Origin of the sequence: Virgibacillus sp. Bac332, from assembly GCF_003667785.1 — a bacterium.
Classification (GTDB): Bacteria; Bacillota; Bacilli; order Bacillales; family Amphibacillaceae; genus Virgibacillus; species Virgibacillus salarius.
On record NZ_CP033046.1, the window covers coordinates 2,347,022 to 2,360,279 of the forward strand.

The window sequence follows — 13,258 nt, forward strand, 5'->3', positions numbered from 1 at the left end:
AGTGAAAAAAACGAATTCAAAACGTACATGGGGTTGGTTTGGCTGGACATTTTTCATCGTACTATTCGTATCATTTATTGGATCTACGGTATTTTTCTTTGCGCTATTTGACATTGATTTAAAAGCCGTATTTCAAGATGAAAGAGCTAGTGGTTCTACAGAAATAGTTGATGCGAAAAATAATGAAAAGAAAGAGCAAACCAAAAAGATTGCTGAACAAGAAAATGAATCAGTATCACAAAATAAAGCGGATATAGGGGATTTTATCGCTCAGGCACATGATTTTTATAATGATACGACTGGATATGGTGCTATTAATGATATTGATTGGGATGAACAGGTAACACAGGCCCAAACGATTCGAGAAACCATAAATAACCAATTAGGCGAAATTGCTAATGAGTCGTTAATAAGAGATTTAGATGCGATCAAAAAACTGACGAATCAATTAGAACAAGAAAAAAATATGAATACGGTTCGTCAATTACATCGATATTTTCATGATTTAGATATTGTTTGGAATAATTACAGTAGATCAAAAAAATTATGGGGGGTAACGGAAACGGAAGAATAAACGCTATTCAATTTTAATTAATTTTGGTAAGCTAATAATGGTAGAAGCTTAATAGAAGGAGAATGATTCATGGATAAGACGTTAATTTTTGGACATAAGAATCCAGACACAGATACAATTTGTTCAGCTTTAGCCTATGCTGACTTGAAAAATAAACTTGGTATACGTGCAGAACCAGCAAGATTAGGGTCTGTTAGTAAAGAAACACAATTTGCGTTGGACTACTTTAATGTGGAAGCTCCGAAACTAATTGAAAAAGTGGAAGATGATGTGAAATCGGTTATTCTTGTTGATCATAATGAATTTCAACAAAGTGTAGAAAATATAAAAGATGTCCGTATTGCCGAAGTAATTGATCATCATCGTATTTCTAATTTTGAAACAAGTGAGCCCTTATATTTTCGTGCTGAGCCGGTAGGTTGTACAGCTACGATTCTGAACAAAATGTACAAGGAAAACAATATCCCTGTTTCCAAAGAAATTGCTGGTCTATTACTATCTGCAATCGTATCAGACTCGTTGCTATTAAAATCTCCAACTTGTACAAAAGAAGACGTGGATGCTGCATATGAATTAGCAAAAATTGCTGGAGTAAATCTAGAAACGTATGGAATGGAAATGTTACAGGCTGGTGCTGATTTAAGTGATAAATCTGTTTACGAGTTGCTTACCATGGATGCAAAAGAATTCTCCATGGCTGATGCAAAGGTAGAAATCGCACAGGTAAATGCAGTGGATACTGCAAAAATATACGAATTGCAGCATGAAATCGATCAGGAAATTGCAAAAATAGTGAATGAGAAAGACCTTGATCTTTTCTTGTTTGTAGTAACAGATATATTAAATAATGATTCCGAGGTATTAGCACTTGGAAGTGGAAAAGAAAAAGTAGAAGCAGCATTTGATGTCAAACTTGACGATAATAGTCGTGCGCTTCTAAAAGGTGTTGTATCACGTAAGAAACAAATTGTCACAGCACTTACAGACGCTTTTACGAAATAATCTATATGACAGAGGACCCAGAAAAGCAGTATGCGCTTTTCCGGGTCCTTTTTGAATTACCATGCCCATGTATAAATGGATATGCTCCCTCAAAAACTAAATGGAAGTTGAAAGGAGGAAGCTGACATGGCGGGTAAACCAAAAGGACCAAAGCAACAGGAACATCCAAATTTGCCGCAAAGTCCAAAACAACCCTATGGCGAACCGTTAGATGGTTCAAAGAAAGTTAAAAACGCCAATCATTCTAGACAAAAGCATAATCCCCATCACGGACTTTAGCTTGAAGGTATCCTTTTACTGGGTACCTTTTTGTAAGTTAAGAAAGTATAAAATCAGTGCAATGACTGCGTTAAGCCAAGTAGTTATTTTGAAATGTTTGATGTATATTGGCAATGCTCCGACTAATTACTTCGCTTTCCGCGGGCACGGCCTCAACTAACTTTGCAAAGAAGAACACGTTGCAAAGTGGATTTTCGGCTCGCACAATTCCCGCAGGAGTCTACGTAATTAGTCTCCGCTATGAGAAGGTGCAACAATTCTTGTCATAAGTAATAGGTTGACTTTTTTTACAATGGGTAAAGTGAAAATCGCTATCCGTGAGTATAAAAGTAGCTGTGTTACTTCATGCTAGCGTTGTAGAGCCTGATAATAGCGAAGGGCGGCCACTTCAACTCCTGTGGGAAATGTTTGACCTGAAGATCCACTTTTTTGAGCGGGTTTTGCTAAAAAAGTTAGCTGAAGGACAAACCCCACGGAAAGGGAAGTGGGCAGCCGGAGTGGTGGTCAAGCAGTAGCTATTATTCCATAATAGCTACTAGAGGAAGCGTAAATCTGAGCATTTAGTGATAAGGACTGAGCGAATTTTGCTCAGTTTTTCTTACAAACAATGTCATGATAACAAGACTTTCTCCACTCGAGATTTTAAGTAATACTTCCAGCTATTCCGAGTTTGCACCATATAGGGGAAATTCGATAATGATAAAGGTCATATTGTCTCAAGTTCGTATTTTTTGTTCATTCACATTCTTAGAAGTATTTGCTATTATTTAGGATATATCCTGAAAGGAGTTGTTGCATATGTGGAAAGACTTTAAAGAATTTGCTTTTAAAGGAAATGTTATCGATTTGGCAGTTGCTGTTGTTATTGGAGCCGCTTTTAGTGCGATCGTTTCCTCACTTGTAGATAATATTATTACGCCATTAATAGGGGTTCTAATGAATGGGGTGGATTTGACCAACTGGAAGTATACTGTAGGAGATGCAGAGATACTATATGGAACATTTATACAATCGATAATCGATTTCTTCATCGTTTCACTATCTATTTTCTTTATTATTCGATTACTTATGAAATTTAAGCGTAAAAAAGAAGAAAAGGTGGTTGAAGAAGCACCTAAAGTAGATCCGCAAGAAGAATTATTGAAGGAAATAAGGGATTTATTGAAGGAACAGAATAAGGGGAAGTAGTGAAGTTAATGCATAAGCCTATAAGCAGAAGTAAACATTCCTTAGACCGTTTGAAATTTGGAGATTGGACGCAGAAATGCGCCTTCAAAGCCATAGAAAATATAAATATAATGGAGGATTTACAACAGTATACGCCATTTCTTTGTGGCACTTTTCCATTAGGGATACATACTGAAGCATCGGATTTAGATATAATCGTAGAAGCGCAAGACTTATCTGCATTTGCGGAAAAAATAAGATCATTATACGGTGGGTTTGACGCATTTTCTATAAAAAGGAAGAAAATTAGAAACCACGCTGTTGTGAAGGCGAATTTTTTATATCAAGATTTTGAATTTGAATTGTTCGGTCAAGCGCAGCCTGTTCATCAGCAATATGCATATCTACACCTGATTATCGAGGATTATTTGTTACAGTCCTTCCCTAGCTTAAAGCCATTAGTTAAAGTATTGAAAGAGAACGGTTTTAATACGGAGGAAGCATTTTGTGAGTTACTAGGTTTAGACGGAAATCCATTTGAGCAATTAATTCATTATGGAAAAAGGATACGGATAATTTAATGAAGCAAGGGAACCTTTCTCTCGTTTTCTCGTATTTACAAGTAAAATATACTGGAAGGAGAAGACTATGAATCCAAAAGCATGGATGCATCTTGAAGGGGCTGCTGTTTTAATGATTAGTATCTTTTTCTATGCAATGTACGATTTCAGTTGGTTTGTTTTTGCCATTTTTTTATTGGTACCTGATATTTCGATGGTTGGATATATGAAAAATACGAAATCGGGTGCTACGCTGTATAATATTTTTCATTCTTATATATTACCAGTGCTCTTAGTCGTTATTGGTTTTCTCTTTTTGTATTCATTCCTTATCATGATAGCTCTTATTTGGATCGCACATATTGGAATGGATCGAATGATCGGTTACGGTCTTAAATATCCAACAGCATTTAAAGACACTCATTTGCAGCGAGTTTGACACGCCATCATTGCAGGAACTTGTTCTTTTTGCTAAAGGGCTTTTTCGAATGGTATTTACTGACATATGTATAGAGGTCGTTAGTTTATAATTAGACAGAGGAACGAATAATTTTGTGTGATTATAGGTGATTGTCTTATACAAACTCTGGTTACTTGCCATAGGTTATTAGTGAACCTATTACAGGAAAGGGGAGTTCTCATGAGGCATCATCATCACGGGTGTGGTTGCCCGCCGAAACAAGTTGTTCATCCAACGAAGTATAACTGTGTAAAACAATGTAGTGAAAATGTAGTAGAACACATTCATCCGTCCCATACAACCGTAAAGAATCATCATACAACCATTAATAAACATGTATTTCCACATTCAACATCTGTACAAAATACACAAGGCAGTGTAGATGTTTATGGTGGTTCATTTAATGTTCCTGCTCCAGGAGACCAAGTAGCAGGAGCGATGGATCCAGGGTACGGCAATGGATATGGAAATGGAAATCAAGTAGCAGGTGCAATGGCACCAGGTATGGGCATGGGGCATGGTTGCCACAAGCCAAAACAGTGGCAAAAACCACATAAATGGTGTTAACTTAGATAAAAGGCTGGCATAATAAGTGTCAGCTTTTTATTATAGTCTAGGAAAATATAAAATTAGCCCATGTGGATAAATATGGGCGCTGGAGCTGCGTCTAGCTCCAGCGCCCAGAAACGAGTCGACTTCACGAATTGACCTAATCTAAGTCATCATCGACTCGCAAGCACCCCGTGATTCCTTTATCTCCGTTGATTGGCTCTAGTTGCTACGTTTCTAATCGGATGCTTGCGTTTTTGTTCTAATAGCAAGGAGGCATATAGATGAAAATTTTAGCAGTCACAGGATATAAACCAATGGAAATAAACATATTTAAAGAAGATGATCCGCGAATCACATATATAAAGGCTGCTATTGTAAAGCGAATTGTCCCACTCATAGAAGAGGGACTAGAATGGATACTCCTATCAGGGCAAATGGGAGTGGAAATATGGACAGCAGAAATCGTGTTAGATTTACAAGAGGATTATGATATAAAACTAGGTATCTTTCCGCCTTTTGAAAATCAAGAAACACGCTGGCCAGAGTCACTTCAGGAAAAATATCAAGCATTAGTGGCTACAGCTGATTTTTACAAGCCTATTTACCAAGGAGATTATAAAGGTTCGTTTCAATTTAAAGCGAAAAATATGTGGTTAGCTGACAAAAGTGATGCCTGTCTTATTTTAATGGATGAGGAATATCCAGGAAGCACTCGTTTCTTTTATGAAGCAGCAAAGCAAGCAATAGATGAAAATTCAATTTTTACCATAACACCTGCTGACTTAGATGATGTAGTTGAAGAAATGCGGATGTCTGATCCTGATTATTGGCAGAATTAAGCAAAGTCGCTGAAGTTCACAACTAAGTCGTCGAAGTTACAAATACACTTCAAGCAACCCGTAAGGGTGGTAAGTGGTGGGAGTAGTTCACTCCTCTTGAATCGTTTTTTAGTAATGAAAGAAGTTAAGAACATAAAGGAGCCTGTCATTTTTAATGATAGCGGACAAGTAATTCGAGTTACCGATGACATGGAACAGGTTCTTAGAAATCCAATCGATCAGATCAACCTGCAGCATCTTTGTCTACTTCGCTGGCTCCGGCAATTTAACCTCCCATCAATTCCTTTAGAGAAGCTTGTTGTTTATAGCAACGCTAATACAATTTTAAAGAATTTAACCAATAAATCAGCAATTACAAAAATAGTTATCCATAAGGAGAGATTAATAGAGAGAATCGATAAACTTCAAGCACGCTATTCTAAAAAGTGCTTTACAGAGACCGATTTGCTGTATCTATCCTTCCAGTTTATACTCCCGAAGAGATCGATGCTATGCAGATGTATGGAGTACATGCTGATGAATGAAAGGTGTCCTATGCCCAAGCTGTGAACGGAATAAAATGACTTTCTATTATGGCAAGTGGTATTGCTCTAATTGTCATTCGCAGTCAAATGAGGCCCATAAACAAGCACTTGCCGATTATGCTTTATTAATTAATCCATATATTAACAATCGACAAGCGAGAGAATTTCTCCAACTACCGACTTCCCATGTTACAAAACGAATATTACAAAAAGCAAATCTTGACTCAATTGGAGCAACAAGTGGAAGGAGGTATAGATTAGAATATTCGAATCTGTTGCAGGTTCGCTGAAGTTCACAAATATAAAAGCCAAGCATGAAAATAGTTAATCATTTACTTATACAAAGCATAGAATGATATAAATGGAGAAAGGAGAGTGCAGATGCAATACTCTTACAACCCTTATGTCAGACAGCAGCCCACTCCTGAAGCTACAGAGTCAAGGCGAAGACTAACGGTGTATGGAAATGGAAAGGTCTCGGTTGAACCAAATGTCGTTTCAATTCAATTGGCTGTTGTGACGGAAAATCAATCGCTGAGCCAAGCACAACAGGAAAATGCGCAAACGATGAATCAAGTGATTCAATCTTTATTAAACCTAGGAATTTCACAAGAAGATATTCAAACTGCTTCGTATACAATTTCCCCGAAGTATGATTATGAAGATGGAAAACAAATTGACCGAGGCTATCAGGTTAGCAATGCGATACGAGTCATCATAAAGGATTTAAATCAGATTGGAATTGTAATTGATACCGCTGTGCAGCAGGGAGTTAATCGGGTATCCAATATTGTATTTACTACAGATCATCCTCAGGCATTTTATGAGGAGGCGCTTCGTTTTGCCCTTGAGGACGGTGGAAGAAAAGCACGAACCATTGCCGACTCGTTGCAGCTTAATCTAGATCAAATCCCTGTTAAAATTATTGAACAGACAGAATCACCACCAGTTGCTTATAAAACGTTTGCTACAACAGCGGAGAGCTTCGCTACACCGATAGAACCAGGTCAAATAGAGATAGAAGCTGCAGTTGAACTTATTTATCAATATTAAGACTACGCTTTTTCCAGTCTATCTAGGTACATATACTGTGACAACTTTATGAATATTTCAGATAAGGCAGGTACTTTGGTGAATTTGTCGAATACAAATGCATAAGCTATTTATTGGAACATCATCGTAAAAAAGCGATTGGTGGTGAACGTATGGATCAAGATCATGATGAAAAAAATGAACTAAAAGAGAAGCCGAAGTATGCTGATCCTATTGGTGAAATGATTAGGAAGGCGGAAAAGGATGGTCAGTTTGATCATTTACCGGGCAAAGGAAAACCTTTAAAGCTGGGAAAGGATTACATGAATCCAAGTGAAAAACAGTTATACAAAACCATGAAGGATAATCATGTACTTCCGAAGTGGGTTGAATTAGCAAATGAGATTGACACGCTAAAGGAAGAAATTAGCGCTTTAGAAGGTGAAGAAAGAAAAAGAAAAATTAAAACGGTAAACAAAAAAATTAAAGCATACAATTTTGCTTGCCCACCATCCTTGCAACGAAACAAAGTTATAGAATAAGCAATACTGATAAAAGATGGAGGATAGTATATAATCCTGCATCTTTTTTTGTAGTATTATCGAATTCATAATATAATGAATTTAATTATATTAGATGATATGCTTATCTCACTAATTTTAAAAATGGCTGACTTGAAAAACAGATGAGAATAGAAGTATAAACAGGACAATATAGACGCATTGACAGAAAAAATAGCAAGCATTTTCATTAATGCTTTTTATATAATAGAAAGGAGCGTAATGATGAATTATGTAATCCGCCAACTAGAAGTACGAGATATTGCTTCTGTCCAAGCTGTTGCTAAAGAAAGCTGGCATGCCACGTATGATGGTATTATTCCGTTACCTATTCAGGATAACTTTTTAAATTCTGCCTACAGTGATGAGATGATGAGGCGTCGAATGGATTTTTCAAATCTTTTTGTTGTTGATTTTGATAAAATGATCGTAGGGTTTGCAAATTTTTCGCCTGTATCTGATTCAGGGAAAGTAGAACTTGGAGCTATATATTTGTTGCCAGCATACCAAGGCATTGGACTCGGAACTGCTCTATTAACTCATGGAATTGACTACTTACGAGGGGCAAGAGAAATATATATTAATGTCGAAAAGGATAATGACATTGGAAAGCGATTTTATCAATCCAAAGGGTTCGAGGTTATCGAGGAATTCACGGAGAATTTTGACGGACACGAGCTACAAACCATCCGAATGATGTTGAAGCTGGGTAATTAGCTAACAATCTAGTAAATTAGGAATAGATACAGTATTTAACAGGCAATAAGGAAAGTTTGATAGGTAGATATATGCGAAAAATAGTAGTTGGACTATGGTACATATATGCTTGTTAATAAGTTTATTGGATATAATGGGAAGCTATACCATGCAATCCTGTGGCTGAGAGCACTATGTTTTCTGGAAGTATTTAAGTTTAGCTAATTGGAAAAAATGGGAGCGTACCTTATGCAAAAAAATATTGTGATCTGGGATGTCATTTGCTATCTAGTATTTCCATTATTTATTTGGAATTTTATGAGAGATACAATTGGAGATTACACAGCGATGCTAATATCGACGATTCCAGGAATTATTTATTCGTTTATTCGCTTTTTTAGAGTTAAACAGGTTAATATATTTGGTGCCTTTATGATTCTGACACTTATAGCAAGTACTTTAGTAAATGTGCTGGCAGGATCGGCATTGCAGATGCTTTGGAATAATGTCTACTATGCCTTTGCGATGGCAGTTTTTTTCCTATTTACTATATTAATAAAAAGGCCACTCTTTCTATTGTTTACATTAGATTTTGTGGAATTGCAGGGATACAGTAGGCAAAAAATGAAGGCGATTTTTAATGAGCGGAAATATTTTCTCGTGTTCAATCTGATTACACTGGGTTTTGCAGCAAGAGAAATTATCTTGGCTTTTATAAAAATTAAGCTTATTTCGGTTTATGGTGTAGATGCCTTTGATAAAGGTCTGATTATACGGAATGTTCTTAGCTGGGGAATTACAGCCATATGCGTTATTGGCTTTATTTATATTTCAAAGATGCTTCAAGCAAATGAGACAAGTAGATTATCGAAAAATAGGGAACGTGAAGTGTTTTAACGTATGAAAGCTAATTCCAAGTAATACATAAAAAGGTGATACGATGAAAATAAGAAAGGCAATTATGGCGGATGCAGCTAAAATAGCCTACGTACATGTGGAAAGCTGGAAATCCACTTATAAAGGAATTATTCCGGATGCTTATATACAAAAGCAGACTTATGAGAGGCGAACTAATCTTTGGAACGATAATCTTAGAAATCAGACCGTGTTTATAGCGGAAGATCATACTGGAAATATTGTAGGTTTTGCAGTTGGTGGTCAAGAACGAACGAATGACTACCCTGGTTATCAAGGGGAGCTGTATGCGATTTATTTATTAAAGAACTATCAAGGAATAGGTATCGGTAGACGTTTATTTCGTTCTGTCACACAACAATTGAGGAGAGATGGCTTCCGGTCTATGCTTGTATTAGTGTTAGCTGATAATAATGCACGCTATTTTTATGAAACAATGGGCGCCAAGCGAATAGATGCAAAAGAGATTATGATCGCTGAAAAGAAACTTACAGAATATGTATATGGATGGCATCAATTATAACAACAAAACAAGGAGTGCATAAATAAATGGAATTTCATGATTTTTTTGCAGCACAAATAAGAATAGCTAGACCAACGGATAAATTTGATGAAGTTATCGAGTTTTATGAAAAAGGTATAGGATTAAAGCGAATTACCGAATTTACTGGTCATCGTGGGTATACAGGTGTCATATTAGGTCTTCCAGAGATTACGTACCAACTTGAATTCACAAAACATGTGGATGGTAGTCCTTGTCCTGCACCCACCAAAGATAATTTACTAGTCTTTTATATTCCCGTCCAAAAGGAAATTATTTCTATAGTTAAACGGCTACAGGATATGGGGTGCTACGAAGTAGATCCAGAGAATGGTTATTGGAAAGAGAAAGGTATCACTATTGAAGATCCGGATGGATGGAGAGTTGTATTGATGAATACAAATGGTATTTAGGAATAGTCCCTTCAAAAATAGAATAATGAGAATGGAGAAAACGAATGAAAATAACAGAGCTAAGAGATAAGAAACAGGCACCGAGACATTTGCTATTACTAGCAGATCCGTCCGAAGAATTAATTGAAGCTTATCTTATCAAGGGGAAATGTTTTATTGCCGAAGAAGCAGGAGAGGTAATTGGAGTGTATGTCCTGATGGCGAAGCGTATGGATACGGCAGAACTGATGAATATTGCTATTGATGAACGATTTCAAGGGAAAGGACTTGGTAAAAAATTGGTCTTACATGCCATTGAAACAGCGCAACTAAACGGTTTTCATGGTATCGAAGTAGGAACAGGTAATTCCAGTATAGGGCAGCTTGCCCTGTATCAGAAATGTGGTTTTCGTATTACAGGTATCGAGCAAGATTTCTTCACAAAACATTATCCTACTGAAATTATTGAAAATGGAATTGTTTGTAGAGATATGCTTCGACTTTCATTGCGATTAAATAATTAGATTGAACTAGTTTATATGATTAAGGAGGCAGTTATGAAAACTATTGGATTAATTGGTGGCATGAGTTGGGAATCTACAGCATTGTATTATCGCATCATTAATGAAGAAGTAAATAAGCGCTTGGGTGAATTACATTCTGCAAAATGCTTGTTGTATAGTGTGGACTTCCAAGAAATTGAGAGTTGCCAAGCTACTGGTGATTGGGAGAAGGCGGGAGAGATACTAAGTAAAAGTGCACATGCTTTAGAAAAAGCAGGAGCCGACTTCCTAATTATTTGTACGAATACGATGCATAAGGTAGTACCAGCCATTGAAGCAACTACTCATATACCAATCTTACATATTGCTAACTCAACAGCAGAGCAAATCAAACAACGTAATTGCAATAAAGTAGGATTATTAGGAACAAATTATACGATGGAACAAAATTTCTATATATCTCGTTTACGTGAACAAGGAATTCAAGTTATTATCCCGAAGCCGGATGAAAGAGAGCGGGTCAATGCCATTATTTTTAATGAATTGTGTTTAGGAGAAATTAAAGATGCTTCTAGAACCTATTATAAAGAAGTTATACAAGGGATGATTGACCAAGGAGCTGAAGGGATTATATTAGGATGTACAGAAATTGGCTTGCTCATCGGTCAAGATGATGCGCAAGTTCCGTTGTTTGATACAGCAAAAATACATGCAATAGCAGCAGTTAATAAAGCATTAACTAAGGGGGAAGAAGCATAGTGAAGGGGAAATTATCTCGTGTAGGGACCACCTATCTGCCTGTTAAAGACGTGGAAGAATCAGCAACGTGGTATGCAGAACACTTAGGAGCTAAAGTGAATTATAAAGATAATGATAAAGCAATTCTACAATTTGCTGATCAAAGTTTTTTTCTTGTTAAATCACCATTAGGTGAATCAGCTAACTTTACAGATAGTTATGGGAACGAATGTTTTTCCGTTACCTTTGAAGTGAATGGTGTAGAAGCGTTAGCGAACTTGCATCAAGATTTTAAAGGCAGAGATATTAACGTGGGCAAAATAGAAGATCGGGGACATGCTGGAAGAAATTTTGTGTTTTATGATCCAAATGGAAACAAATTTGATGTATGGAGTGAGTTAAGCCCAACATTTAGGGCATTACACCATCAGAAATAAAAACAATTATTAAGATTCACCAGTTATACCCTGTTCTGAATTAGATTGTAAAACATCTGTAGTGCCTAACTGTAGAATTAGGAGTGATGATGTGGGTTCACGAATGATGCACTTAATTATTGCAAATGAAATCGCTAAGCAACTATCGTTACGAAACAAGCATGCCTTTTTATTAGGAGGGATTGCTGCAGATGCAAAACATCCTAAGGATCAATCACATTATTATCAAGGTAATATTGAAGATTTTTCGAGAGTCATAGCATGGAACGATTTTTATCAAACATATAAAGAGGATACTTCTGATTATATTAAGGGATATTATTCTCATCTTATAGCAGATGATCTATGGTTACATGGATTTTATTTCGCATGGTTGAAAAATAGAATGGAAGTAAACAAACAGTTATTTGAAAGGTATCATCAGGATTTTCGTCTGCTTAATGGGATGCTAATTCAACATTATAATGTTTCGACTCAAATTATAGATGAATTAGAATATGGCTTAGAAACGGGTTCGATTGTAGAGGTAAGTAAAAATGAACTTCGTGCATTACTGAGAATGGTAAAGGAAGATTTTCAATCTGCCCACAAGCGATCGGACATAATATTGAAAGTATTTACATTTGAGCAAATCATTGGGTATATTGAAACTTCTGTTGAAAAGGGAAAAATGAAGATACAAGAGCTATTTATGTCATATCCCTGCTGAGGAAAGTGGTGAGGGCACTTCGTAAAATGAATGGGAGGAGGAAGGTTGTGAAAATTAAAAACTAACGCTATGTGAGGCGATTTTAAATGGAGCATTTTTACTGGTGTTGATTCAGAGCATGTTTTTTGGAACCTTAATAAGCGGGTGATCGTGTGAATTGGAGCAAAGGAAAGTTAGGTGTTCGTTCCTTAAAAGCTAAAGACAAAGTTTTAATAAAAAAATGGCTGACAGATCCAAAAATATTAGAATTCTACGAAGGGCGAGATAAACCTTATAGCTTGGACATGGTAAATGCAGATTTTTATGATCACAATCCAGAAATAGATCGTTCCATTGTAATCTACAAAGATTCGCCGATTGGGTATATTCAGATTTACCCAATTAATGAACAGACGAGTGCACTGACGGAGTATATGTCAAAAGGTAATGTTTGGTATGGATCAGTTCATAGGCGAGGTAGATTGTTGGAATAAAGGGATAGGTACACTCCTAGTAACAACAATGGTGCAACATTTATTAAAAGAAAAAGGAGCAAATAAGGTTATAATGGATCCGAAAGTTACGAATATTAGAGCATTGAGGTGCTATGAAAAAGCTGGTTTTAAAAAAATAAGAAAGCTATTGAATTTCGAATTTCATGAAGGAGCGTATCGCGATTGTTGGCTGCTTGAATTTAATAAGAATAACGAATAATCGCGGAATACATATGGTTATAGATTGCTTTTTGTTGAAGGCCGAAGAAAGTAGCTAATAATCAAAGTCCTAATAATATGGAGGT

At 36.4% G+C, this 13,258-nt stretch carries 23 protein-coding genes; all 23 read left to right on the plus strand.

Going from position 1 to position 13,258, the window contains the following annotated elements; genetic code table 11:
• The first annotated feature begins 1 nt into the window (after position 1).
• The gene (locus D9782_RS11075; protein WP_121604777.1) at positions 2-574 is read left to right on the plus strand and encodes a hypothetical protein; all 573 of its coding nucleotides are present in this window, start codon (positions 2-4) and stop codon (positions 572-574) included.
• 69 nt (positions 575-643) lie between these two features.
• Complete coding sequence (locus D9782_RS11080) at positions 644-1,576, plus strand: manganese-dependent inorganic pyrophosphatase (protein ID WP_026682945.1); 933 nt, start codon at positions 644-646, stop codon at positions 1,574-1,576.
• A 126-nt stretch (positions 1,577-1,702) separates the two neighbouring features.
• A complete protein-coding gene (locus tag D9782_RS11085; RefSeq protein ID WP_026682946.1) occupies positions 1,703-1,855 on the plus strand; it encodes a small acid-soluble spore protein P in 153 nt (50 codons plus the stop codon).
• 317 nt (positions 1,856-2,172) lie between these two features.
• Positions 2,173-2,370: a hypothetical protein gene (locus tag D9782_RS11090; RefSeq protein ID WP_121604744.1), complete on the plus strand. Its 198-nt coding sequence runs from the start codon at positions 2,173-2,175 to the stop codon at positions 2,368-2,370.
• Between the two features lie 283 nt (positions 2,371-2,653).
• Positions 2,654-3,043 (plus strand): large conductance mechanosensitive channel protein MscL, encoded by a 390-nt coding sequence (gene mscL / locus D9782_RS11095; RefSeq protein WP_026682044.1) that lies wholly within the window; start codon positions 2,654-2,656, stop codon positions 3,041-3,043.
• An 8-nt stretch (positions 3,044-3,051) separates the two neighbouring features.
• Positions 3,052-3,603: a DUF4269 domain-containing protein gene (locus D9782_RS11100; RefSeq protein ID WP_034679333.1), complete on the plus strand. Its 552-nt coding sequence runs from the start codon at positions 3,052-3,054 to the stop codon at positions 3,601-3,603.
• A gap of 67 nt (positions 3,604-3,670) precedes the next feature.
• Positions 3,671-4,021, plus strand: coding sequence for a DUF4260 domain-containing protein (locus tag D9782_RS11105; RefSeq protein ID WP_026682046.1), 351 nt, complete (start codon positions 3,671-3,673; stop codon positions 4,019-4,021).
• A gap of 201 nt (positions 4,022-4,222) precedes the next feature.
• Positions 4,223-4,609 (plus strand): spore coat protein, encoded by a 387-nt coding sequence (locus D9782_RS11110; protein WP_121604778.1) that lies wholly within the window; start codon positions 4,223-4,225, stop codon positions 4,607-4,609.
• Between the two features lie 266 nt (positions 4,610-4,875).
• The gene (locus D9782_RS11115; protein ID WP_026682048.1) at positions 4,876-5,433 is read left to right on the plus strand and encodes an SLOG family protein; all 558 of its coding nucleotides are present in this window, start codon (positions 4,876-4,878) and stop codon (positions 5,431-5,433) included.
• A 96-nt stretch (positions 5,434-5,529) separates the two neighbouring features.
• The gene (locus tag D9782_RS11120; protein WP_026682049.1) at positions 5,530-5,982 is read left to right on the plus strand and encodes an NERD domain-containing protein; all 453 of its coding nucleotides are present in this window, start codon (positions 5,530-5,532) and stop codon (positions 5,980-5,982) included.
• A 10-nt stretch (positions 5,983-5,992) separates the two neighbouring features.
• Positions 5,993-6,247, plus strand: coding sequence for a hypothetical protein (locus D9782_RS22890; RefSeq protein ID WP_162986383.1), 255 nt, complete (start codon positions 5,993-5,995; stop codon positions 6,245-6,247).
• Between the two features lie 91 nt (positions 6,248-6,338).
• The gene (locus D9782_RS11125) at positions 6,339-7,010 is read left to right on the plus strand and encodes an SIMPL domain-containing protein (protein ID WP_026682050.1); all 672 of its coding nucleotides are present in this window, start codon (positions 6,339-6,341) and stop codon (positions 7,008-7,010) included.
• A gap of 152 nt (positions 7,011-7,162) precedes the next feature.
• Positions 7,163-7,531 (plus strand): DnaJ family domain-containing protein, encoded by a 369-nt coding sequence (locus tag D9782_RS11130; protein ID WP_026682051.1) that lies wholly within the window; start codon positions 7,163-7,165, stop codon positions 7,529-7,531.
• Between the two features lie 243 nt (positions 7,532-7,774).
• Positions 7,775-8,266, plus strand: a complete 492-nt coding sequence (locus tag D9782_RS11135) for a GNAT family N-acetyltransferase (protein ID WP_121604779.1) — start codon at positions 7,775-7,777, stop codon at positions 8,264-8,266.
• Positions 8,267-8,494: 228 nt separating this feature from the next.
• Positions 8,495-9,142, plus strand: coding sequence for a VC0807 family protein (locus D9782_RS11140; RefSeq protein ID WP_034679329.1), 648 nt, complete (start codon positions 8,495-8,497; stop codon positions 9,140-9,142).
• Between the two features lie 43 nt (positions 9,143-9,185).
• A complete protein-coding gene (locus D9782_RS11145; RefSeq protein ID WP_121604780.1) occupies positions 9,186-9,683 on the plus strand; it encodes a GNAT family N-acetyltransferase in 498 nt (165 codons plus the stop codon).
• A 26-nt stretch (positions 9,684-9,709) separates the two neighbouring features.
• A complete protein-coding gene (locus D9782_RS11150) occupies positions 9,710-10,114 on the plus strand; it encodes a VOC family protein (protein ID WP_026682054.1) in 405 nt (134 codons plus the stop codon).
• 44 nt (positions 10,115-10,158) lie between these two features.
• Positions 10,159-10,617, plus strand: coding sequence for a GNAT family N-acetyltransferase (locus D9782_RS11155; RefSeq protein ID WP_121604781.1), 459 nt, complete (start codon positions 10,159-10,161; stop codon positions 10,615-10,617).
• A 33-nt stretch (positions 10,618-10,650) separates the two neighbouring features.
• Positions 10,651-11,355, plus strand: coding sequence for an aspartate/glutamate racemase family protein (locus D9782_RS11160; protein WP_121604782.1), 705 nt, complete (start codon positions 10,651-10,653; stop codon positions 11,353-11,355).
• Positions 11,355-11,771: a VOC family protein gene (locus D9782_RS11165; RefSeq protein ID WP_121604783.1), complete on the plus strand. Its 417-nt coding sequence runs from the start codon at positions 11,355-11,357 to the stop codon at positions 11,769-11,771. The genes D9782_RS11160 and D9782_RS11165 overlap by 1 nt, the downstream gene beginning before the upstream one ends.
• Before the next feature lie 91 nt (positions 11,772-11,862).
• Positions 11,863-12,480: a zinc dependent phospholipase C family protein gene (locus tag D9782_RS11170; protein WP_026682058.1), complete on the plus strand. Its 618-nt coding sequence runs from the start codon at positions 11,863-11,865 to the stop codon at positions 12,478-12,480.
• A 152-nt stretch (positions 12,481-12,632) separates the two neighbouring features.
• The gene (locus tag D9782_RS23965) at positions 12,633-12,953 is read left to right on the plus strand and encodes a GNAT family N-acetyltransferase (RefSeq protein ID WP_308036062.1); all 321 of its coding nucleotides are present in this window, start codon (positions 12,633-12,635) and stop codon (positions 12,951-12,953) included.
• Entirely contained in the window at positions 12,916-13,173 is a 258-nt protein-coding gene (locus tag D9782_RS23970; protein WP_308036063.1) for a GNAT family N-acetyltransferase, read from the plus strand. Before D9782_RS23965 ends, D9782_RS23970 begins: the two co-directional genes overlap by 38 nt.
• The last annotated feature ends 85 nt before the right edge of the window (positions 13,174-13,258 follow it).